Origin of the sequence: Microbacterium sp. NPDC089190, assembly GCF_040701795.1 — a bacterium.
Classification (GTDB): Bacteria; Actinomycetota; Actinomycetes; order Actinomycetales; family Microbacteriaceae; genus Microbacterium; species Microbacterium galbum.
On sequence record NZ_JBFBHF010000001.1, the window covers coordinates 553,399 to 575,077 of the forward strand.

Here is a 21,679-nt window from a genome sequence, read left to right on the forward strand (position 1 = left end):
CGCTCCAGGAATGAAGAGGGGACCGCGGACGCGGCCCCCTCTTCATTTCCGCACTTCGTAGATGCGCATCGTGGTCGGGCCCTCCTGGACGGTGTCCGACAGGGTGACGCACGCTGAATCGATCGGCGCCTCGCTCAGCACCCAGGTGACGTACTCCTGGGCGAAGGGGGCACAGGCGTCGAACGTCATCTGCACCTGGTCCGGATAGGGATTCCGAGGAGCGGGATCACCGGAGCCCAGCACCCACGACACCATGCCCAGGCGGTTCCACTCCTCTTCCGCGGCCCCGGTGGGATCGATCTGCGCCCACATCTTCTCTGACGGCGCCCCCTGGAAACCGTTGAGTGCAGTGACCCCCGACTCGACGAGCATCATCGTGGGCAGAGAGCTCGAAGTGATGCCCACCCAGGTTCCCGGTTCCTTCTCATCCCGCTGCTGAACCGTCTGCACGGTCGCGGTCTCCCGCAGATCGAGCACGCCCCGATAGAGCGGGTTCACGCCCAGTCCCGACGCGATCGACACCAGCAGCAGCGCGATCGCACCGGCGGTGACCCCTCCCCGCGCGAAAGCCACGACCGAGAAGAGGAAGAGCAGGGCCAGAACCACCCCGAAGACCGCTTCTGCGCCGCTGATGCCCTCCAGATAGGCCGTCAGCCCGCCGGTCCGATGCACGCGCCAGAGGACCATCGCCATGGATGCCGCGGCCACGGCCAGCGCACCGAAAGACACCCACCAGGGCCCTCGACCGGCCCCTCGGCTCCGTCGGCTGTCGAGGGCCGCGCCGACCACGAGCACCAGGACGAAACTGAGGACGCCGAAGCCGATGCGCATGCGCGCGGAGGTGGTGCGATCCAGGAGCAGCACGTGCGCGATCGGATCCCACCCCGGCACGAACAGGAAGGCGAGCATGACGGCCCCCGCCACGAGGAGGGCGATGGACAGGGGATCTGCACGGCGCTCGGCTCTCCACCGCTCCACGAGCAGCCACGCCACCACGACGACGAGGAACAGACCGGGGAGGAAGAACGTCGACGCCTCAGGCATGTTGACCGCGAAGGGCTTGCCTGCGGTGCGGCCGAGGTCGAAGGACAGGAACCCGGCGAACAGCTGTGCGAGTTCGGACCATCCACCCTCGCCCACCTTCTGCAGGCGTTCGCCCGGGTAGACCGTCGACGTGAACCCCTCGATCGTCGACAACCTCGTGATCAGCCAGACCACCATGACGACGGCCGCCGCCCCGCCCGCGACGAGAAGAGGCACCAGACGACCCAAACGACGGCGGAAGGGAAGCGAATCGTCTCCCGGTGTCAGGACCGCACCGACTGTGAAAGCCGCGGCGATGAGGACCACGGGGACGATGAAAGGCGCGTACACGCCGACCGCCATGGCCGCCGTCGTCCAGGCGGTCACGGCGGCGAGGATCCAGGCGCCGCGTCGTCGCCGCGACCGCAGGCACCACACCGCCGTCGCCATCACCAGGAAAGCCCACGCGGCGGGATAGAGGGTCGTGGACAGATACCACCACTGGAAGAACGGCGCGAAGAAGAAGCCGACCGATAGCGCCGCCCCAGTCAGAGGTCGGCGTGGCATCAGCACGACCGAGAGGAGGTATCCCGCGGCGATGACGGCGAACCCCGGCAGCCACCATTTGAGCGCCATCGCCTGATCCAGCGGCAGGAAGAAGAAACCCCACAGGTGCGGCCTGAGAAGGGTCGACCAATCGGTGGTGGGAAGGTCGTTCTGAACGGTCGCATCCATGCCGCCGGGGAACGTCTCGTTACGGGCCGGGAGATCCTGCTCCACCTGCGAGATCACCCACGACGTCTGCACGAACCATTCGTCGCTTCGGATCGGCTCCGGCTCGCCCGCGATCAAGGCGGGGTCCTCGCCCTGGCTGATCAGGTCGTGGACGATTCCCGTCGATGATCCCGTCAAACCCAGCGCGACAAGGGCCACCAGCACGAACCCGAGGATGCCGAGGGGCACGCCCACGACCGCGCAGTTCGGCAGCCCGTCCGATCGCGGCGTCGCCCATCTGCGGTACCGATCGCGGAAAGCGCGTCGTGCGTCAAGAGCGAGGGGGTTGGTCACGGAGCGGGTCTCACTTTCGAAAAGGCCGACTCTCCAGTGTCGTCGATGCGGCGGAATCCCGCGAACGGCACCAGCCCACCCGACGAGCGGTAACTCAGCGGATCTGCGACATCACTCCCCACCCGATTCCCGCGAGCACCCGATCGCCCTGCCATCCGCCCCCGCCGTCTCCGCGATAGAGGAACAGGTTGCCGTTCGACGCACGGCCGAGCACGTCCGGTCCACCGGAGCCGTCGAAGTTCCCCGGGCTGAAGACGGCTCCGAAGACGTTCCAACCGGTACCGATCTGTCGGATCGATCCCCAGTTCCCCCGCCCGTCGGTGCCGTACATCCACAGCGTCCCGTCTGTGCGGCGTGCGATGAAGTCGTTGACACCGTCTCCGTCGACGTCGCCGGCCGCAGAGAGCGAGTCGATGACGTTCCACCCGATGCCGATGGGCTGACCCTGGCCGGTCAGCCATCCTCCCATCCCGTCGCCACGGTAGAGCTTCAACCCTCCCGAAGCGTCACGGGCGACGACGTCCACACGACGGTCTCCGTCGAAATCGATGCCACCGGTCACCAGGCCGAATCCGCTCCACCCACTGCCGATCGTCGTGGGCTTCTCGAAAGTCCCGTCGCCCTTGCCGCGCAGCAGCTGGAAAGTGCCGTCGCCCGTGATGCGTCCGAGGTCCGCACGGCCGTCGCCCGTGAAGTCACCCAGGGGCACGATCTTCGACGTTCCCCACTTGGCGTCGACCTGGATGGGACCCAGCCAACCGCCTGATCCGTTTCCGGGGTAGACACTCATCACACCCTTGTTCGACACGGCGACCACGTCGCCCGCGCCGTCGCCGGTGAGGTCACCGGCGCCGCCGGGGAAGGACTTGCGCCACCCCGGCCGGGGTCCCTCGCTCGTGACGACGCTCATGACCGACCATCCGCTGCCGACGGGAGAGCTCACCCGGCTGAAGCTGCCGTTGTTCCCGCCGGCGTAGGCCCACAGCACGCCTGATTTGTCCGCTGCGAGAATGTCCCCGGGGCCGTCTCCGGTGAAGTCACCGGGCATCAGGATCGTCTTCATGACGTCCCACCCGCCGCCGAGATAATCCCGGCCGTCGCGGAACCCGCCCTTGCCGTCACCCCGGTAACTCCACAGCGCGCCGGAGTCGTCGCGCGCGAGGAGGTCGGGCACGCCGTCGCCGGTGATGTCGGAGCCGCTGACGAAGGCGGTGTAGCCGATCCAGCCGCTTCCGACTTGACGTGCCGCCGCGAAGGTCCCGTAGCCGGTTCCCTTCCAGAACAGCAACCGCCCGTCCTTCGTCGTCGTATAGACGTCCGGGATGCCGTCGCCGTCGGCATCGCCCGCCGCGCTGATGAACGGCGCGTCCGACCAGTTCACGTCGATGCGCTTGGGTGCCAGATCGTTGCCCTGCTCCGCGAGCGGGCGCAACCACACCTTCTTCGCCTTGTCGATGACGATCATGTCGCGACGACCATCGCCGTCGAAATCGCCCATGGCGAGAACCCGATCCGTGCTGGCGATTCCCCCGGCGGTGCGCACGCGAGCCCCCCACGCGCTGTTCTTGAAGGGGTACGACAACACGCTCCCCGACGCATCGACCGCCACCACGGACGGGTCCACCCCGTACTGCGGCAGCTTCGGCGTGTACCGGGTCGAGCCGAACCAGTCGACGAACGTGCGCCAGAAGTTCCGGTTGCCGTATGCCGAGCATCCGTCGCCGGTGCCGTAGAGATTGTTCAGCGCGGCCTGGTTCGGCACGTAGGGGGTGTAGATGTAGAGCCCGGCCGTGGCCTGATTCTCGATGAAGACGCGCTGGGTTCCGCATCCACCGTTGGGGTTGTAGAGGATGTTGTTCCACCGACCGGACTGATAGCCCCACCAGGTGGGATTCAGGCGGTAGACCTCGAACTGCCGGGCGCCGTAATAGACCTGGTAGAAGAACCCCTGGGTCGACGAGTCGCAGGGGGCGGTGTCGGGGCAGCCTTGACCGGTCGCCGCGAGGTAGTTCCACTCGGAGGGGGCCGTGGAGGTGATCAGCCCCTGCTCCTTCTGCAGGAGCACCAACAGCGATTTCTGGCTGATGCCGCAGGACCGCGCCACCTTGTCGATGATCGTCGCGGCGCTCTCGTTCGGCGCCCCCGCATAGCCGTTGCAGTACTTGTCCGCGGGACGGTTGTCGGTGTTCTGGCGGTAGTCCTTGAGACAGGTGTACCCCGACTGGCAGGTTCGGACTTTGCCATTCAGGAAGGTCTGGATCTCCCCCGCCGTCATCGCGTCGCCGTCGTAGAAGACGGCATCGTCGATGATGTTGCCCGGGTTCCAGTCAGCGGCGTCCGCGGCTGCCGCCGATGAGGTGGGAGCGACGGTCGCCGGAAGCGCGACGAGGAGGGCCATGGCGCACGCCCATGCCGCGAGGATGGCCGCGACACGACGAGCCACCGGGCGGGTCACGGGGTCGGCTCGATCGTCGTGATCGACGACTGCGCCTGGAGCGCCCGCGACGCGTAGGACACGTGGAAGGCGAGATCCTCCGGCGCGTCACCGCCGACCGCGATCGACATCAATCCGCAGTAGGTGACGTCCTTACCCTCGTTCGCTTCGACCGACGCCGTGGCGCCGGTGGAATCCACGGTGAGGGTGCACGTCCCACCGGACTCCGAGATGCCCGGCACCATCGCGCTCACTTCGAGGTTGCCGTCGCGCACCTCGGAGGTCACGATCAGGATCTCGCCGTTGTAGACGGTCCCCGGTGTGGCGGAGGCGGAGGCGGAGGGCGAGGGCGAGGGCGTTCCCGTGGGGGTGCTCGTCGGCGAGGCCGAGGGGCTTGCGGATGCCGCCGTCGCCGTCGCGGAGGGGCTCACCCCTCCGACCGGGGTCGCGCACGCCGACAGCCCGACGAGGCCGGCGACCATGAGCACCGGAAGGGTCGTCCGCAGACGACGCGAGCGGGACGAGCGGGCAGCGGCTGTGGTGTGGCTCACGCGATCATTATGCGGGCGCTGCTCCTCCGGTCCCGCTGCCACGCCGCGCGACACCGGCTCGTTACCCGCGCCGAAGGGTCCGCCGCACCCGCCGCACCCGCGACATCACCGGCTGATGCGCGTCGATCTCGCGCCGGACGTCGTCGCGGATGTCGGTGCGCAGCCGCTCGACGATCCGCTCCACGGCGTCCTCGATAGACCGGTCGACGTGAGCCGCCAGCTCGGCCTGCGACGCGGCGACGAAGAGAGGGAGCCCGGCGCCCTCCCGGCGCACCCACTCCGCCAGCGCGCGGTCGCGGACCAGGGCGTCGTCGCGCGCGTGCTCCGCGGCCAGACCGAACATGCTGTTGGCGTCGAGGCCGACGGCATCCGGTCGTTGCGTCCAGAAGGCGAGGGGCTCGCCCGGGAGGAAGCCGATCCCGTGCACGCGCAGGATGCGCAGGTAGAGGTCCCAGTCCTCGACGGCGTCGAGCGTCTCGTCGTACCAGCCCACCTCGGCGTGCACGGCACGGCGGTACAGCACCGCGATCGGCACCATGCGATTGATGCTCATCATCTCGGTGAGCGAGACCCGCTGCATCCCCGCCCAGAAGGGCGCGCGCCCGACCTCGACCCAGTCCCCGTCGCGCTGCTCCTCGTAGATAATCTCGGTCGGTACCGCGACGCCCGCGTCGTCGGGGTGCGCGTCGAGCCACGCGACGGTACGGGAGAGGAATTCGGGATGCCACCGGTCGTCGTCGTCGTGCAGCACGACGTGGTCGGTGTCGAGTGCGCGCACGCCCGTGTTCGCGGCGACGCAGCGACCGCCGTCGCCGTCGGCGATGTGCACGATCTCGACATGCGAGAGGCCGGATTCCGCGACCACGCGGTCGACCTCGGCGGCGACGCCGCCGTCGTTCACGACCACGACCCGCCGGTCGGCGAAGGTCTGCGCGGCGATGTCGGCGAGCGCACCGCGGAGGAATCCGGGACGGTGGCGGGTGCGGACGACGATCCCGACGCGAGCAGGCATACGTCGAAGCCTAGGGTCGCCTCGTCCGCGGTCGCGGGAGCCTCGCGGGAGGTCGATCGATCACAGCTCCGCGTGCAGGGCCCAGACGCGCTCGGCCGCGGCTGCCCAGGCGAACCCCTTCGCGCGGTCACCGGCGAGCACGCGCAGACGCTCCGCCTCGTCGCCCAGGGCGAGGGCGAGGGCCTCGCCGAGTTCCTCCGGGGCCGCATAGGCCGCCGCGTCGTCGAGCACCTCGCGGTGCGCGACGGTGTCGACGGCCACGACGGGAACGGCGAGCGCGAGCGCATCGACCGCCCGCCAGGGCCAGTCGGTGCGGGCGCACGGGGCGATGAACGCCGCGGCGTGCGAGAGCACGGCCGCGCGGTCCCACCGGTCGAGCGAACCGCGCGCGTGAACGCGTGTCTCCGCCACGCCGGCCGCCGCCGCGAAGTCGGCCACGCCGGGCTCCTCCCCGTCCGGCACGTCGAGCACGACCACGTCGCCGTCCCAGCCCGCCGAGACGACCGCTTCGAAGGCGTGGGCGAGGTCGTCGGAGGCGGCGACGCCTCCCGCGGTGGCGACGAACGTCGACGGCAGATCGAGGGCGCGCAGGCGCCCCACGGCATCCGAGGGCACGCGGAGTCCCGCGGCGGGAGCACCGCCGATCACGCGGACCTTCTTCACGAGCTTCGCCTTGGCCGTCTCGGCGAGCCGGTCGGCCATCGCGTGGGTCGGCACGATCACCGCGTCCGCGTGCTTCGCCACGCGCGAGAGCAGGGCCCGCGCGGCGAGGCTCTCGGTCCTCGGCAGCTCGTCGGGGGTCTCGAACGCCCGCAGGTCCCAGAGCGTCACGACGATCTGGTGCGTCTCGTTGACCCGGTCGTGCCGGACCAGCGGGGCCAACGCCGTCGGGGAGTGGATGAGCCCCTTGCCGATCCCCGGGGCCACCCCCAACTGCCACGACGCCGCGAGTTCGCGGCGACGCACCGCCAGCCGCGTCTCGGAGCTCAGCCCCTCGATCGTCTGATCGTCGGCGAGGCCGGGGGCGGGCACGATCGCCGCGACGTCGCAGCCTCGTGGCGCCGTCGCGATGAGTGCTTCGGTGAGGGATGCCGAGGCCTCGGCGAGGTCGCGGGAGGTCGGGGCGACGAGCTGATCGAGGACGACGCGGAGGGTGACGGTCACGGCGCGGGTCTCTCCGTTTCGGTCGGCGGGTGCAGGGCGTCCTTCACCATCTGCTGCACCTGCGCGTAGTCGGGGTCGAACTCGTCGACGCCGCCCGCGGGGGTGAGCTCGAGGGTGCCGACCGTCTGGTCCTTCGCCTTGAGGGCGAGATCGACCAGTGTCGGGGCGATGAGGCTCTGCGGCAGATCGGTCTGAAGGATGTTCGTGGTCGAGGTGGCCACCTGCTGGAAATGCGCGAGCACGTTCTGGGGCGTGAACTGCGCGAGGATCGCCTCCTGCAACTCGCGCTGGCGACGCATGCGGTCGAAATCGCTCGTGGTGTAACGCGAGCGGGCGTACCACTGGGCGGTGTCGCCGTCCATGTGCTGCTGACCGGGTTCGATCCATCCGAATGCCCAGTCGTCCACCGGCTGGCCGTCGTAGGCGGGTCCGCCCTTGGGCAGGCGCTCCTGGACGTTGATGTCGACCCCGCCCAGGGCGTCGATGACGTCGGCGAAGCCCTTCATGTCGATGAGCACGTAGTACGGGATCTGGATGCCCATGATGCCCTCGGCGGCGTCCTTGGTCGCCTCGATCCCGGGCTCGGAGTCGTGCGCCGCGGCCTCGGGGTAGAGGGCGTTGCCGTCCTGGCAGATCTCGACCTCGGTCTTGAGCTGGTTGATGCCGCTGCCCCAGCCGCACGTCGCATTGGCGTATCCGGTGTGTCCGTCCGGGTACTTGTCCTGCATGGGCCCCGGGGCGAAGGGGAAGTGCGGCATGTCGCGCGGGATTCCGGTGATCGTCGTCGCGCCGGTGGCGGCGTTGATGGAGACCACGGAGATGCTGTCGAAACGCATCGAATCGCGACCTTCGCCGGAGTCGGCGCCGAGAAGGAGGATGTTGTAGTAGCCGTCGGACGGCGGCACGACGGGGGCCGACTGCGCGAACAGCGTCGAGAACGCGTCGCGGGTGCTCCCCGCGATCTGAGCCGCCCAGGCGGCTCCCGAACCGGTGAGCACCAGCATCCCGACGGACACGATCGCGAGGGCGACGCGCGAGAGGGGACCGACCTTGACCAGGCGGATCAGGCGCAGGGTGTCGATGGTGAGCACGACCCACAGCACGACGTAGGCGGCGATCACGACCTGCACGAGGGTCAACGGCAGGGGTCGGAACCACGACAGGAAGTCGGGGAAGAACGAGCCGGTCGCGAGGGTGAAGAGGCCGGTCGGCCACAGGATCGCCCCCAGGCCCGCCAGCACGAGCAGCGTCCACAGCGCGAGGGTGGCGCCGAGTCCGAAGCGACCGAGGCGCCGGTTGCCGGCGAGCACCTGCGCCGACCCGGGGATGAGCAGGTTCAGCACGACGAGCCACCAGCCGCGGCGGGTCATGACCTCGACCGACGACGCGTCGGGGTTGCGCAGCGGCCGCGCCTCGATCATCGGCGCGTGCGCGCGCGGGCGGGCGGGCGCTGCGAGGGTCACAGCGAGTCCTTCAGACGCCGGTTCTTCTCGTCGACCTGGGCCTCGAGGTCTCGGGCGTATGCCTCCACGCGCTCCGCGAGCTCTGCGTCGGCACTGCCGAGGATGCGGGCGGCCAACAGCCCGGCGTTCTTCGCGCCGTTGATCGACACGGTCGCGACGGGGATGCCGGCCGGCATCTGCACGATGCTGAGCAGCGAGTCCAGCCCGTCGAGGGTCGCCAGCTGCACCGGGACGCCGATCACGGGGAGGGCGGTGACGGATGCCAGCATGCCCGGCAGGTGCGCCGCTCCCCCGGCCCCGGCGATGATGGCGCGGAGCCCCCGGCCGCGCGCCTCGCGTCCGTATCGCATGAGCTTGTCGGGGGTGCGGTGGGCGGAGACGACCTCGACCTCGTGCGGGATGCCGAACTCCGTCAGCACGGCGGAGGCGGCATCCATCACCCGCCAGTCGGAGTCGGAGCCCATGACGACGCCGACCACGGGCGTCTCGGAAGAATGCAGCGGCCGGGTCACCGCACCAGGCTAGGGGGGCTCGCTGGAAGATCGCGGAACGGCGCGCTCAGGAGTGCCGGTCGGTCGCCCATTCAGTCGAAGAAGGCCGCGGCCGCGCGGCCCTCGTACACGACGTCGTCGAGGTCGTCGCCGACGACGTTGACGTGCCCGACCTTGCGGCCCGGCCGCGGCGCCTTGCCGTAGGTGTGGATCTTGGCCGACGGGTGAGCGGCCATGGCGGCGGGGAAGCGTTCCTCGAGCGTGCCCTCCGCCGGCCCGCCCAGCACGTTGATCATCACGGTCCAGGGGGCGACGGCATCCGTCGATCCGAGGGGCAGGTCGAGGACCGCGCGCACGTGCTGCTCGAACTGGCTCGTGACGGCCCCGTCCTGCGTCCAGTGCCCGCTGTTGTGCGGACGCATGGCGAGTTCGTTGATGAGGATGCGCTCGTCGGTGGTCTCGAAGAGCTCGACGGCGAGCATGCCGGTCACCCCGAGGCCCTCCGCGACCGCGACACCGATCTCGGCGGCCGCGCGCTGCACGCGCTGGTCGGCGCGCGGGGCGGGGGCGACCACCTCGGCGCACACGCCGTCGCGCTGGACGGTCTCGACGACCGGGTAGGCGCGGACGTCGCCGGAGGGGCGACGGGCGACCTGCTGGGCGAGCTCGCGCGTGAAGTCGACGAGTTCCTCGACGAGCAGCGACCCCCCGTTGCCGTCTTCCGCGAGGGCGGCGAACCAGTCGTCGGCCTCGGTCGCGGCCGATACGACCCGCACGCCCTTGCCGTCATATCCGCCGCGGGGGGTCTTGACGACCGCGCGACCGCCATGGGCGTCGAGGAACTCCTGGAGCGCCGCGGAGTCCGCGACGGCGGCCCAGTCGGGCTGCGGCAGGCCCAGCTCGGCCATGCGGGCGCGCATGACGAGCTTGTCCTGCGCGACGCCGAGGGGCGCGGGGCCGGGGTGCACGGCGACGCCCGCGTCGACGAGGGCGGCGAGGACGTCCTGCGGGACGTGCTCGTGGTCGAAGGTGATGACGTCGACGTCGCGCGCGAACGCGAGCACGGTCTCGGCGTCGCGGTAATCGCCGACGGCGGTTGCGGCGAGGGCCGCCGACATGCCCTCCTGCTCGGCGAGCACGCGGATCTCGACGCCCAGCTCGACCGCCGGCGCGATCATCATCCGCGCCAGCTGCCCGCCACCGACCACTCCGACTCGCAGCGCCATGCCGCTCCTTCCGTCGGCATCCATTCTGTCGGGACGTCCGCGCGCGCGCGAGCCGGGGCCGCCCCGGGGCGTCGGGAAGCGCCGATGCCGAGCCCGGCTCCGGGGGCGCGGACGCGACGCCCGGCGGCTTCGACGGGCTCAGCCACCTCCGCTCGACGCCTGAGCCCGTCGAAGGGACCGGGCCCCCTCGAGTCAGAGGCCGACGGAGCCCGAGCCGAAGGTCTGCGAATCGCGGTGGGCGAGGATCTGGTTGACCTCGACCTGATCGACCAGCGTCTCGTGCACGAGCACGGCGTGCGGGATGTTCTTCAGGCGCAGCGGGGGCTCGACGCCGTTCGACAGCGACAACGTCCCCGCACCCCAGAGGCGCTGGAGGAGGCCGCGACGCATCTGGATCGCGTAGCCCCGCACGTGGGAGATCTCGCGCTGGGTCGAGCCGAACGGCCCCGAGCGCTCGATGACGCGGCGCGTCGTGATTGTCCACGTGTGGGAGAGCCACACGAGGAACGGGATGACGACCAGCAGCAGGATGACGACCGCGGCGGCGGTCAGCAGCATCCAGTTCTCGTACGGCGCGGGGAGGTTGTCGTAGAAGTAGGCGGTCGCCCCCGCGACGGCGATGAGCACGAGCGCGGACCAGAACAGCCCGCGGGCATGGGCGTGCAGCCGGGCGATGCGCAGCTCGGGCGCGTTCGTGCCCGGCGCCGGCATGCGCGGGCGCCCGATCGAGCTCGACGGCTGGGTCACCCTCTCATTGTGCGACCCCGTGGCCGACGATCGCGGCGCACACGCGGGCGGCGGGCGCGGCGGAGCAGCGCGGCACCGCGTCAGCGCACGTGCACGACATCGCCCGCGGCCACGACCGTCTCGATCGTGCCGACGGCGACGACGAGGCGACCGTCGTCGTCGAGTCGCTCGGCGCGCCCCTGCACCGTCGTGCCGTCCGGCATCGACACCGTCACCTCGCGCCCGACCGTCGCGCACAGCCCTTCGATGTCGCGGTGCACGCCCGCGACGTCTCCGGATGCGAGGGCGGCGAGGCTGTCGCGCAGGTGGCCGAGGTAGTCGGCCATCAAACGGTCGTCGTCGCACTCCGCCCCGATCGCCGGGAACGACGTCGCGGTCGTCACGGGGAGATCGGCGCGGGACATGCGCGTGTTGACACCCGCTCCGACCACCACCGTGTCGAACGTGCCCGGCACCGCCTCGGCCAGGATGCCGCAGATCTTGGCGCCGTCCACGAGCACGTCGTTCGGCCACTTCAGCTCGGCGCTGCCGCCGTGGCCGGTCAGCTGCGCGCGGACAGCGCGGGTCATGGCCGCCCCCGCGGCCAGCGGGATCCACCCGCGCGACGACATCGGGATGCCGGACGCGTCGACCACGACGGACACGGCGAGCGCTGTGCCCGCCGGCGCCGTCCACGTGCGGTCGAGGCGCCCCCGGCCCGCGCGCTGGTCATCGGTGACGAGCAACGAGAGGTGGGGCCAGCCGGCGGGGTCGGCGGTGACGGCGGCCACGACGTCGGCATTGGTCGAATCGGTGGTCGTCACCACCTGGACGCGGGGGCTGATGTCGGCGGTGCGGGGGTATCCGGACGCGGGGATCGGCATGTCCACACCTTAGGGAAACGGCGGCGCGGCGGCATCCGGTTGCGTGCGACGACCGACACCACCGATGGCCGGATGCCACAGCCCGCGGACGATTCGCTTGTGCGCACCCTCCAACGCCGGTGCCGGTGCGGTCGCTAGGGTGGAAAGCGTGACCGACCAGCCCGATCTCTTCACCACCGCCGGCAAGATCGCGGACCTGCGCAGCAGGTTCCAGGAGGCGGTCGTCGATGCCGAAGCCGCCGCGCGCCAGAAGCAGCACGCCAAGGGCAAGCTCACCGCCCGCGAGCGCCTCGAGATGCTGGTCGACCCGGGCTCGTTCGTCGAGCTCGACGAGTACGTGCGCCATCGCACCACCGCGTTCGGCATGGACAAGTCCCGCCCCTACGGCGACTCGGTCGTCACGGGCACCGGCACCATCCACGGCCGCACGGTCGCGGTGTACGCGCAGGACTTCTCCACCTTCGGCGGATCGCTCGGCGAGGTCGCCGGCGACAAGATCATCAAGGTGATGGAGCTCGCGCTGCGCAGCGGCATCCCGATCATCGGCGTCCTCGACTCCGGCGGCGCCCGCATCCAGGAGGGCGTCGTCGCCCTCGGCAAGTACGGCGAGATCTTCCGCCTGAACACCGCCGCCTCGGGCGTGATCCCGCAGATCTCGATCATCATGGGACCCGCCGCGGGAGGCGCGGTGTACTCCCCCGCCCTCACCGACTTCGTCATCATGGTCGACAAGACGAGCCAGATGTTCGTGACCGGCCCCGACGTCATCAAGACCGTCACCGGCGAAGACGTCGGCATGGAGGAGCTCGGCGGGGCGCTCACCCACAACACCCGCTCCGGCGTCGCGCACTACCTCGCCGACGACGAGGACGACGCGATCGACTACGCGCGCGGTCTCATCGGCTACCTGCCCGACAACAACCTCGCCGAGATCCCCGTCTACGAGACGCCGTTCGAGTTCGAGACGACGGATGCCGACCGCTCGCTGAACACGGTCATCCCCGACTCCCCCAACCAGCCGTACGACATCCACACCGTGATCGACGGGATCGTGGATGCCGGGGAGTTCCTCGAGGTGCAGCCGCTGTTCGCGCCGAACATCGTGATCGGCTTCGGGCGGATCGAGGGGCGCACCGTCGGCGTCATCGCGAACCAGCCCTCGCAGATGGCCGGGACGCTCAACATCGACGCGGGCGAGAAGGCCTCGCGCTTCGTGCGCTTCTGCGACGCGTTCTCGATCCCGATCGTCACCCTCGTCGACGTGCCCGGATACCTCCCCGGCACCGACCAGGAGTGGACCGGCGTCATCCGCCGCGGCGCCAAGCTGCTCTACGCCTATGCCGAGGCCACCGTCCCCCTCGTGACCGTGATCCTGCGCAAGGCCTACGGCGGCGCGTACATCGTGATGGGCTCCAAGCAGCTGGGCGCCGACATCAACCTCGCCTGGCCGACCGCGGAGATCGCCGTCATGGGCGGCCAGGGCGCCGTCAACATCCTCTACCGCGGCGAGATCAAGCGCGCCGAGGAGGCGGGAGAAGACGTCGCTGCGGTGCGCACGCGCCTCGCGAACGAGTACACGTACAACGTGGCATCCCCGTTCCTCGCCGCCGAGCGCGGCGAGCTCGACGGGATCATCGAGCCCGCGCAGACGCGCGTGTCGATCGCCAAGGCCCTGCGCGCGCTGCGCAACAAGCGCGCGAGCCTTCCCGCCAAGAAGCACGGGAACATCCCGCTGTGAGCGACGCGTCTGCGAACACCGGCCTGCCGCCCGTCGTGGCGGAGGTCGTGCGCGGCACACCGACCGAGGAGGAGTTGGCCGCGGCGATCGTCGTGGTCAGCGAGGCGTACGTGCGCGAGGTCGCCGAGGCCACGGCGCCCGACGACGCCCCGCGTTCGCGTTGGGAGCTGTCGGCGCGCGGCCTGCGCACCCCTCTGAACCGCGACGCGGGATGGAACGGCTTCACCGGCTGACCGTTCGGCCGGAAAGTGTCCCCCGAAATACCTACAGACGCCGCGGGACAGCTCGCGAATACTGGAGGAGCTGGAACGCATCATGCGTTCGGTCGGACCGCTCCTTCGAGCCGGATCCGGCCGCACGGACGGTTTTCGGGTAACCGTTCGTCCGGGTGGGGGGCAGGCGACATCGCCGCCCCTCACCCCTCATCCTCGGCAGCGTCGACGAATCCCCCCTCTGCGTCGGTCGGACCGGCGGATGAGGGGTGTGCCGCTGATGCGGCGCGGGCCGTCGGGTGCGCTCAGCGCGGGCGTCGGCTGCCCGCCGGGATGCGGCGCGGGCCGTCGGGTGCGCTCAGCGCGGTCGGCGGATCTCGCGCCAGAGATCGACCTCGTCGTCGTCGCCCCCGTCGCCGTCGCCCTGGGACCGGCCGACGATGGTCACCGCGACCTCGTGGTGCGGCGACGTGCGGATGATGACGCGCTGAGAGACGGACTCGTGCAGGACGGATGCCAGCTCGGTACGAATGGCGTCGAGGTCGGCGGCCCGCAGCCCCTCGAGTCCGCCCTCGTCGAACAGGCTGACGGCCGCTCCGCGGCGACGGGCAGCCTCGATCTCGACGCGCACGCCGTCATCGAGGAGACGGTTGCCGCGCAGTTCGTCGCGCAGACTCGCCTCGGCGCGGCGCGCCGCCTCCTTGTCGGCGGCACGGAGGTTGCCACCGTTCTCGATGGTGCGGGCGAGGATCGGACCCGCGGCCTGCAGGGCACGCTGGACATGCAGCCGGCGCTCGCGCTGCCGTCCGCTCTGCGACGCCTGCCATGCGGAGGCGGCCTGCTGCAGCTCGGCGAGCCGCTCGGCGTCGCGTGCGGCACGATCGAGCGCGATCGTCACCAGTTGCGCCGCGGCCACCCACATGAGGGAGCCGACGAGGCCGAGGCTGAGGGCTTGAAGGGGCCCCAACCAGAGCGAGGTCGACAGGGTGAGCAGTGCCATCCCGGTCCAGGCCACGATGGGGCGACGGCGCACCATGACGATGGTCATGAGGGCGCCGATCGCTCCGATCACCCAGGTCACGAAGGGCTGGGAACGTCCGGCTTCGGTGACCGCGAGGAACGGGGCGTTCGGCACGATGACGGCGGCCATCAACGCGAGCGCGACACCCCAGCCGGGGAGCTTGGCCGGCGAGGTGACCGGCGACGACGAGTCGGTGCGCTCGCGCGCACCGATGGCGAAGATCCAGAGCCAGGTGACGGGCAGGTAGAAGAGCAGAGCGGCCACGATCAGCCACCCGCGCACGACGGTCTCGGGCGAGGTCCAGATGAGTCCCCTCGCGGCGAGGTAGGCGGTGAAGGCCAGACCGATGACGGACAGCACCGAGCGGACGGTCACCAGCGGTCCCCGCTCTCCCACTCGAGGGTGACCGTCGTCCCGGCGGAGGTCGAGTCGATGTCGCTGCGTCCCCCGACGGCCGCCAGACGGGCGTTGATCGACCCGCGGATGCCGAGACGGTCATCGGGGATCGCGGCCACGTCGAAGCCGGCTCCGGTGTCGCGCACGCGCACGGCGACGCCACCGGGCGCGCTGTCCCCCGTCAGCTCGACCGTGAGCCCCTGCGCGTCGGCGTGCTGCACGGCGTTGGCGACGGCCTGCATGGCGGCGAGGACCAGGGCGCGGGCCACGCGCCCGGGGACGCGAGGCGTTCCCTCCTCCACGGCCCGGGTGACGACGAGGTCGATGCCCAGCTCGCGAGCGGCGACCTCGATGTCGTCGGCGAGGCGCAGGGCGGGAACGGGCTCGTCACTGCCCTCGAGAGAGTCCTTCTCGGCGTTGGCGAGTCGCGTCAGCGCCTCTCGTGCCATGCTGACCGCGAGCGTGCGTTCGCGCGGGCTGGAGGCGCGTTCCGCGGCGAGCAGGGCGCCGAGGACGCTGTCGTGCATCAGGGCGGCGACCGCGACGCGCTCGTGCTCCGTGGCCGCGGTCGCTGCCGCCGCCGCATAGCTCGACACGGCGACGGCGCGCGCCTGATCGACGTTGGCGGCGATCGAGCGATACATCCACCCGAGGGTCAGCAGCACGCTGCCGAGGATGAGGGCGAACGTGACGTCGAGGATGACGGGGAGCACGAAATCGGGCTGTCCGCCGGCCTGGAGCAGACGCACGACGCCGAACAGCAGCGGGGTGGCGATGGTCCACACGATCTGCAGCGCGAGGGGGAACGCGACGATCGTCGACACCGTCGCCACGTTGACGAGGTAGAAGATCCAGGGGTTCTCCGTGGGCGCCGGCGCCGGACCGCCCGCGGTCGCGAGCGGCCACAACGCGAGGGCCAGCAGGAACACCACCGCGAAGATGCCCGAGAACACCCGGGCGAAGCGCCCCACACTGCACGCGATGATCATCGCGACGAGGGGGAGGAACACCCCGAGCACCAATGGGAGGTGCCACCCCTGCGCCTCATCCCCGGGCCCGAAAGCGGCGAAGAACGCCTGCGCTCCGAGGACGAGCGAGCCCGGTCCCACGATGAGCGTGATGACGCGCTCGATGCGCGTCTGGGTGAATGTCCCCTGGTCGGCCTGGCTCTCGCGCGTGTGCGGGATGCGACCCCACGCCTCGTCGAGCACCGACCGGTCCGATTCAGCCACGGCCGACGTCATCTGGCGCATCCTGGAGGATGCCGTCTTCCATGGCGCGTCTCAGCAGGTCGACCTTGGTGGGTGCGGGTCGCCCCACCTCCACGTACTTCACGCGCACCCGGGTGATGTTCTCCTTCGCCGTGGAGTACGCCACCCCGAGCCGCTCGGCCACGGCCTTCAGCGGCAGTCCCGCCGCGTACAGGCGGAGCACCTCGCGCTCGCGAGCGGAGAGCTGCGCGTCGGCGAAGTCGCGGTCGCCCTCGACGGCGCTGGCCCATTCGACGTTGTCGAGCAGCTCGCCGCGAGCGACGGTGCTGATCGCGCCCAGCACCTCGTGCGTGGGAGAGGACTTGCTCACGATCCCGGCCGCACCCGCGGCGAGGGCTTCGCGCACCGCCCCGGCACGGTCGGCGACGCTGTGGATGATCACGCTCGAGCCGTCGCGGACGACACGGTCGACGTTCTCCGACACGGTGGTGCCGTCGCCGAGGGTGAGATCGAGCACGACGACGTCGGCCGGCGTCTCGGCCGCGCTCTGGCGCCACGTCAGGTAGGCGGCGACGTTCGCGCCCGAGAAGACGACCGTGGTGGCTTGCGTGCGCGCGAGGGCGGCCTCCAACCCGAGCCGGACCGACTCGTGGTCATCGATGAGGGCGACGCGCGTCATTCCGTCATCGTATCGGCGCTGCCCTCCGCCGCGCAGGAGGACCTTCCCCGCACGGCGCGTCCTCGCTCGCGCGCCCGCGACGCGCTTCAGCGACGGAGGACGGTGACCGCCTCGACGTGGTGCGAGTTCGGGAACAGATCGACGCCCCGGATGCCGCGATCGGCCCGATAGCCGAGCTCGGCGAAGGTCGCGAGATCGCGGGAGAGGGCCACGGGGTCGCACGCGACGTACACGACCGCGGTCGGGGCCAGGGCGGCGATGCCCTCGACGACGGCGCGACCGGCGCCGGCGCGCGGCGGATCGAGGAGCACGACGCCGCGAGAGAGACGCTCGCGTTCCCGGGCGGAGGCGCCGGCGGCGAGCGCCGCGACGAACCGGTCGACGCGCGCCGTCTCGGCACGGGCCCCGATCCACTCCGCGAGGTTCTCACCCGCATGCTCGGTGGCGCGCGGATCGCTCTCGACGCTCACCACGCGCGTTCCGCTCCCGCCCATCTCGCCGAGCGTGGCGGCGAACAGGCCCACTCCGCCGTAGAGGTCGAGGTGGGTGGCGTCGGGATCGAGTCCGCCGAGGGATGCCGTGAGCTCCGCTGAGACGAGCGAGGTCAGCGTGCGGGCGGCCAGACGGTGCACCTGCCAGAACCCGCCGGCGCCGACGCGGAACACGCGATCGCCGACGCGCTCCTCGATCACCTCGGGCTCCGAGGACGGGCGCTCCCCCTCGGGACGGGGCAGGACGCGCACGCGACCGTCGGCGGGCTGGACGAGGTCGATGCGTCCGGGGAGGGCGCGACCGGCCCGCACCTCCGACGCGGCGAGGGCGATGGCCTCGGTCGCCAGGGGAAGGTCGACGGTCTCGACGACGTGGTGCGAGCGGGCGGCGAACGCGCCGACGCGTCCGCCGTCGTCGACGTGCAGGCTCACGCGGGTGCGCCATCCCGTGCCGTCGGACGACTCGCGCTGCGCGTCGTCGCCCGCGATCGCGACCTCGACGGGGAGCTCCAGCCGACCGACGCGTTCGACCGCCTCGCGGATGACGCGCTCCTTCAGCGCCCGCTGGTGGGCGAGGGCGATGTGTCCGAATTCGGCGCCGCCGACCCGCTCGGACGGATCGACCTCGATCGCCGCCGCCTGCCACACGTGCGGCTGCCGTTCGGGCGCCGCCTCGAGCACCTCGATCGCCTCGGCCCGCCAGAACGCCTTCTTGCGGGTGTCGGTGAGTCGAGCACGGATGCGCTCGCCCGGCAGGGTGTCGGGGACGAAGACGACGCGCCCCTCGTGCCGCCCGACGAACACACCGCCGTGGGCGATGCCGGTGATGTCGAGTTCGATGAGGTCGCCGTCGTGCATCCCCCGAGCCTGTCACACGAGGCCGTGAAGCAGCCGGGCCTCGGTCTTCGCGCCGGGTGGCGTCGACAGGCCCAGCCACCTCGCCGCCCCCGGATCCTGAGCGCGGCGGCGACGACAGGCTCAGCCACCTCGCCGCCCCAGGGCCCGAGGCCGTCGAAGGGTCCGGGCCCACGCGAGCCCGGGGGCTTCGACAGGCTCGGTCGCCTCGCTGTGGCACGACGTGAGGTCTGCGGGCCTCCGCCGGGGCATCGCGTCGGTAGCGTGGACGCATGCGCGTGTGCCTGGCATCCACTTCTCCCGCCCGTCTGATGCTGCTGCGCCAGGCGGGGATCGAGCCCGAGGCGCGTGCGCCCCGGGTCGACGAGGAATCGGTGATCGCCGAGGTCGAGGCGTCCGAGGGGCGGCGCTTGCCCGCCCCCGAGCACGTTCTGCTGCTCGCGCGCCGCAAGGCCGCCGACGTCGCCCACCGCGTCCGCGACGAGGACCCCCTCTTCGACGGCTTCGTCATCGGCGGAGACTCGATGTTCGCGCTCGACGACGAGATCCTGGGCAAGCCGTACACCGCCGATGCGGCGACGGCGCGCTGGCGCGGGATGCGCGGGCGCACGGGCGTGCTGCACTCCGGGCACAGCGTGTTCCGCCTCTCCCCCGGCCTCGAGCCGCGCGAGGCCCACGCCGTCGCCGAGGCGTCCGTGACCTTCGCCGCCGACGTCGACGACGACGAGATCGCGGCCTACGTCGCCAGCGGCGAACCGCTCCTCGTGGCGGGCGCCTTCACGGTCGACAGTCTCGGCGGTGCCTTCATCGAGCGCGTGGAGGGCGACCCCTCCACGGTGGTGGGGATGTCGCTGTCGACCGTGCGCCGCCTCGTTCGCGAGCTCGGCGGCTCCTGGACCATGCTCTGGAATCGTTCGTAGACACCCGCTCACGTTTCTCGGCGTTTCTTGTCGAGGAGTGTCAAAAGACGCGCGGTCGCCCTCGCTAGGCTGGACGAATGCCGAAGATCGCCAAGGTCCTTGTCGCCAACCGCGGCGAGATCGCCGTCCGAATCATCCGCGCCGCCCGTGATTCGGGCAAGGCCTCCGTCGCCGTCTACGCCGATCAGGACCGCGACGCCCTTCACACGCGTCTCGCCGACGAGGCGTACGCCCTCGACGGCGCCACCAGCGCCGACACCTACCTCTCGATCGAGAAGATCCTCTCGGTCGCCCGCCGCTCCGGCGCCGACGCCGTGCACCCCGGCTACGGGTTCCTCGCCGAGAACGCCGACTTCGCCCGCGCCGTCATCGGCGCCGGCCTCATCTGGATCGGGCCCTCGCCCGACGCGATCGAGGCGCTCGGCGACAAGGTCACCGCGCGACACGTCGCCGAGAAGGTCGGCGCTCCCCTCGCTCCCGGCACGCCCGGCCCCGTCTCGGGCGCCGACGAGGTCATCGCCTTCGCCGAAGAGGTGGGCCTGCCCATCGCGATCAAGGCCGCCTACGGCGGCGGAGGACGCGGGTTGAAGGTCGCGCGCGCGCTCGACGAGGTCGCCGAGATGTTCGAGTCGGCCACGCGCGAGGCGGTCGCCGCCTTCGGTCGCGGCGAGTGCTTCGTCGAGAAGTACCTCGACAAGCCGCGCCACGTCGAGACGCAGTGCCTCGCCGACTCGGCGGGCAACGTCGTCGTCGTCTCGACCCGCGACTGCTCGCTGCAGCGCCGTCACCAGAAGCTGGTGGAGGAGGCCCCGGCCCCCTTTCTCAGCGAGGAGCAGAACGCGGTGCTGTACTCGGCATCCAAGGCCATCCTCAAAGAGGTCGGCTACGTCGGAGCGGGCACCTGCGAGTTCCTCATCGGCGCCGACGGCACCATCTCGTTCCTCGAGGTCAACACGCGCCTGCAGGTCGAGCACCCCGTGTCCGAGGAGGTCACCGGTATCGACCTCGTGCGCGAGCAGTTCCGCGTCGCGGAGGGCGAGGAGCTCGGCTACGACGACCCCGCCCCCGTCGGTCACTCGATCGAGTTCCGCATCAACGGCGAGGACCCCGGCCGTGGTTTCCTCCCGCAGCCCGGCCCCATCCACGTCTTCAAGACGTTCGGTGGTCCCGGCATCCGCCTCGACTCCGGTGTCACCGCCGGCGACAGCGTCTCGGGCGCCTTCGACTCGCTGCTCGCGAAGATCATCGTCACCGGTCGTGATCGCGCCGAGGCGCTCGAGCGCGCCCGCCGCGCCCTCGACGAGTTCGAGGTCGCCGGGATGCCGACGGTGCTGCCGTTCCACCGCAAGGTGGTGCGCGACCCCGCCTACACCGCCGAGGACGGCACCTTCGGCGTCTTCACCCGCTGGATCGAGACGGAGTTCGTCAACGACATCCCCGCCTGGGACGGCGAGCTCGACGCTCCCGCCGCGGAGACGGGCCGTCACACGGTGGTGGTCGAGGTCGGCGGCAAGCGCCTCGAGGTGAGCCTGCCCGACCGCATCACCGCCGCCGCCCCGCAGGCGGGTCGCCCCGCCGCCGCTCCCCCGTCGCGCCGCTCCCACGCGGCCTCGCCCGCCGCCGGGGCGACCGGCGACGCGGTCAAGTCCCCGATGCAGGCCACGATCGTCAAGGTCGCGGTCGAGGAGGGCCAGCAGGTCGTCAAGGGCGACCTCGTCGTCGTGCTCGAGGCCATGAAGATGGAGCAGCCCATCCAGGCCCACAAGGACGGGACGGTCGCCTCGATCGACGCGACCGCCGGAACGACGGTGTCCGCGGGGCACCAGCTGCTGTTGATCAGCTGAGGTTGCGTCTCGTTCGACCGGCGCCGCGCTCCTTCGGGGGCGCGGCGCCGTCGTTCCTGGGCGCCGGTGCGGAGCACCCCCACGCCCCGCGCGCCGCGGAACGGTGACGGATGCCGCACGGCGCGGCATCCGCGACACCCAGGCCCCACCGGGCCGCGGAACCCCACCCGGCGGCGAAACCCCACGCATGAACGCGATCCACGCACATGAACGCGAGCACAGCGCGTTTATGCGCGCGAGAAGCGTTTATGCGTGAACCCACACCCCGCG

General features: G+C 71.1%; 18 protein-coding genes. 4 read left to right on the forward strand and 14 right to left on the reverse strand.

Annotated elements, in window-relative coordinates:
- Positions 1-42: 42 nt before the first annotated feature.
- The 10 genes from AB0230_RS02825 to AB0230_RS02870 all read right to left on the reverse strand — a co-directional run bounded on the left by AB0230_RS02825 (position 43) and on the right by AB0230_RS02870 (position 12,042).
- On the reverse strand, positions 43-2,091 hold the full coding sequence (locus AB0230_RS02825) for a hypothetical protein (RefSeq protein WP_366373860.1): 2,049 nt from the start codon (positions 2,089-2,091) through the stop codon (positions 43-45).
- A 94-nt stretch (positions 2,092-2,185) separates the two neighbouring features.
- Positions 2,186-4,546 (reverse strand): VCBS repeat-containing protein, encoded by a 2,361-nt coding sequence (locus tag AB0230_RS02830; protein ID WP_366373862.1) that lies wholly within the window; start codon positions 4,544-4,546, stop codon positions 2,186-2,188.
- Positions 4,543-5,076, reverse strand: coding sequence for a hypothetical protein (locus AB0230_RS02835; protein WP_366373864.1), 534 nt, complete (start codon positions 5,074-5,076; stop codon positions 4,543-4,545). Before AB0230_RS02835 ends, AB0230_RS02830 begins: the two co-directional genes overlap by 4 nt.
- Positions 5,077-5,137: 61 nt before the next feature.
- Positions 5,138-6,088 (reverse strand): glycosyltransferase, encoded by a 951-nt coding sequence (locus tag AB0230_RS02840; protein WP_366373865.1) that lies wholly within the window; start codon positions 6,086-6,088, stop codon positions 5,138-5,140.
- A 60-nt stretch (positions 6,089-6,148) separates the two neighbouring features.
- Positions 6,149-7,252 (reverse strand): glycosyltransferase, encoded by a 1,104-nt coding sequence (locus tag AB0230_RS02845; protein ID WP_366373867.1) that lies wholly within the window; start codon positions 7,250-7,252, stop codon positions 6,149-6,151.
- Complete coding sequence (locus tag AB0230_RS02850) at positions 7,249-8,673, reverse strand: LCP family protein (protein ID WP_366374513.1); 1,425 nt, start codon at positions 8,671-8,673, stop codon at positions 7,249-7,251. Before AB0230_RS02850 ends, AB0230_RS02845 begins: the two co-directional genes overlap by 4 nt.
- Before the next feature lie 38 nt (positions 8,674-8,711).
- Positions 8,712-9,179: a 5-(carboxyamino)imidazole ribonucleotide mutase gene (purE, locus tag AB0230_RS02855; RefSeq protein ID WP_315994585.1), complete on the reverse strand. Its 468-nt coding sequence runs from the start codon at positions 9,177-9,179 to the stop codon at positions 8,712-8,714.
- 119 nt (positions 9,180-9,298) lie between these two features.
- A complete protein-coding gene (locus AB0230_RS02860) occupies positions 9,299-10,432 on the reverse strand; it encodes a 5-(carboxyamino)imidazole ribonucleotide synthase (protein ID WP_363393130.1) in 1,134 nt (377 codons plus the stop codon).
- A 192-nt stretch (positions 10,433-10,624) separates the two neighbouring features.
- Complete coding sequence (locus AB0230_RS02865) at positions 10,625-11,179, reverse strand: PH domain-containing protein (RefSeq protein WP_363393133.1); 555 nt, start codon at positions 11,177-11,179, stop codon at positions 10,625-10,627.
- 80 nt (positions 11,180-11,259) lie between these two features.
- Complete coding sequence (locus tag AB0230_RS02870) at positions 11,260-12,042, reverse strand: biotin--[acetyl-CoA-carboxylase] ligase (RefSeq protein ID WP_366373870.1); 783 nt, start codon at positions 12,040-12,042, stop codon at positions 11,260-11,262.
- A 139-nt stretch (positions 12,043-12,181) separates the two neighbouring features.
- Between AB0230_RS02870 and AB0230_RS02875 the strand changes: the two genes are divergently transcribed.
- Complete coding sequence (locus AB0230_RS02875) at positions 12,182-13,780, forward strand: acyl-CoA carboxylase subunit beta (protein WP_315993349.1); 1,599 nt, start codon at positions 12,182-12,184, stop codon at positions 13,778-13,780.
- Entirely contained in the window at positions 13,777-14,013 is a 237-nt protein-coding gene (locus tag AB0230_RS02880) for an acyl-CoA carboxylase subunit epsilon (RefSeq protein ID WP_315993350.1), read from the forward strand. The genes AB0230_RS02875 and AB0230_RS02880 overlap by 4 nt, the downstream gene beginning before the upstream one ends.
- Positions 14,014-14,350: 337 nt before the next feature.
- Here the strand turns inward: AB0230_RS02880 and AB0230_RS02885 are convergent, their stop codons facing one another.
- From AB0230_RS02885 to AB0230_RS02900, 4 genes are all read right to left on the reverse strand, one after another.
- Positions 14,351-15,388, reverse strand: coding sequence for a hypothetical protein (locus AB0230_RS02885; RefSeq protein ID WP_315993351.1), 1,038 nt, complete (start codon positions 15,386-15,388; stop codon positions 14,351-14,353).
- A complete protein-coding gene (locus AB0230_RS02890) occupies positions 15,385-16,653 on the reverse strand; it encodes an ATP-binding protein (RefSeq protein ID WP_315993352.1) in 1,269 nt (422 codons plus the stop codon). Before AB0230_RS02890 ends, AB0230_RS02885 begins: the two co-directional genes overlap by 4 nt.
- Positions 16,634-17,299 (reverse strand): response regulator transcription factor, encoded by a 666-nt coding sequence (locus AB0230_RS02895; RefSeq protein WP_315993353.1) that lies wholly within the window; start codon positions 17,297-17,299, stop codon positions 16,634-16,636. Before AB0230_RS02895 ends, AB0230_RS02890 begins: the two co-directional genes overlap by 20 nt.
- A gap of 86 nt (positions 17,300-17,385) precedes the next feature.
- Positions 17,386-18,648, reverse strand: coding sequence for a TRAM domain-containing protein (locus AB0230_RS02900; RefSeq protein ID WP_315993354.1), 1,263 nt, complete (start codon positions 18,646-18,648; stop codon positions 17,386-17,388).
- Between the two features lie 269 nt (positions 18,649-18,917).
- On the opposite strand from AB0230_RS02900, the gene AB0230_RS02905 reads away from it, so the two are divergent.
- Complete coding sequence (locus AB0230_RS02905) at positions 18,918-19,565, forward strand: Maf family protein (protein WP_315993355.1); 648 nt, start codon at positions 18,918-18,920, stop codon at positions 19,563-19,565.
- Between the two features lie 77 nt (positions 19,566-19,642).
- Positions 19,643-21,409: a biotin carboxylase N-terminal domain-containing protein gene (locus tag AB0230_RS02910; RefSeq protein WP_366373874.1), complete on the forward strand. Its 1,767-nt coding sequence runs from the start codon at positions 19,643-19,645 to the stop codon at positions 21,407-21,409.
- Positions 21,410-21,679: the final 270 nt, after the last annotated feature.

Excerpts from the sequence above, each read along its gene's own strand:
- AB0230_RS02840 (WP_366373865.1), bottom strand. The coding sequence starts at position 6,088 with ATGCCTGCTCGCGTCGGGATCGTCGTCCGCACCCGCCACCGTCCCGGA.
- AB0230_RS02850 (WP_366374513.1), bottom strand. The coding sequence starts at position 8,673 with ATGATCGAGGCGCGGCCGCTGCGCAACCCCGACGCGTCGTCGGTCGAG.
- purE (WP_315994585.1), bottom strand. The coding sequence starts at position 9,179 with ATGGGCTCCGACTCCGACTGGCGGGTGATGGATGCCGCCTCCGCCGTG.
- AB0230_RS02860 (WP_363393130.1), bottom strand. The coding sequence starts at position 10,432 with ATGGCGCTGCGAGTCGGAGTGGTCGGTGGCGGGCAGCTGGCGCGGATG.
- AB0230_RS02870 (WP_366373870.1), bottom strand. The coding sequence starts at position 12,042 with ATGCCGATCCCCGCGTCCGGATACCCCCGCACCGCCGACATCAGCCCC.
- AB0230_RS02890 (WP_315993352.1), bottom strand. The coding sequence starts at position 16,653 with ATGACGTCGGCCGTGGCTGAATCGGACCGGTCGGTGCTCGACGAGGCG.
- AB0230_RS02895 (WP_315993353.1), bottom strand. The coding sequence starts at position 17,299 with ATGACGCGCGTCGCCCTCATCGATGACCACGAGTCGGTCCGGCTCGGG.
- AB0230_RS02900 (WP_315993354.1), bottom strand. The coding sequence starts at position 18,648 with ATGCACGACGGCGACCTCATCGAACTCGACATCACCGGCATCGCCCAC.
- AB0230_RS02905 (WP_315993355.1), top strand. The coding sequence starts at position 18,918 with ATGCGCGTGTGCCTGGCATCCACTTCTCCCGCCCGTCTGATGCTGCTG.
- AB0230_RS02910 (WP_366373874.1), top strand. The coding sequence starts at position 19,643 with ATGCCGAAGATCGCCAAGGTCCTTGTCGCCAACCGCGGCGAGATCGCC.